Below are 317 nucleotides of genomic sequence, written 5' to 3' on the forward strand. Positions count from 1 at the left end.
CGCCGCTACAGCGCCGCCGAATGGGTTGAAAGCAAGGAGCGCAAGCGCGTCCGCCGCTGGCTGGCCGAAGCCGTCGAGCTGCGGGACGGCGGCTATCTCCGCCTGCTGCGCGGCGGCTGACAGGGGACATTGCCGCTCCCCTCGGCGCTGTCCCTTCTCCGCGCCGGGGTCATTTCGCCAGGATCACCTCCTGTCCGCCGGACCCCTTTTTCGGGGCCGGCCATCATCAGGAGGATCATCATGGCCGAGCCTGTCGCCGCCACAACGCCACGCTATCTCAAGACGCCGGACGCGGCGATCCATCTCGGCCTGTCGGC

1 protein-coding gene is annotated in these 317 nt (G+C 69.4%); it reads left to right on the top strand.

Annotation, left to right across the window (positions count from 1 at the left end; all coding sequences use genetic code 11):
• A partial coding sequence (locus AX735_RS24505) for a DNA -binding domain-containing protein (RefSeq protein ID WP_156447532.1) occupies positions 1–120 on the top strand: 120 nt, incomplete at its 5' end.
• Positions 121–317: the final 197 nt, after the last annotated feature.

The organism is Blastomonas sp. CCH1-A6, from assembly GCF_001556365.1.
In the GTDB taxonomy this organism is placed as follows: Bacteria; Pseudomonadota; Alphaproteobacteria; order Sphingomonadales; family Sphingomonadaceae; genus Blastomonas; species Blastomonas ursincola.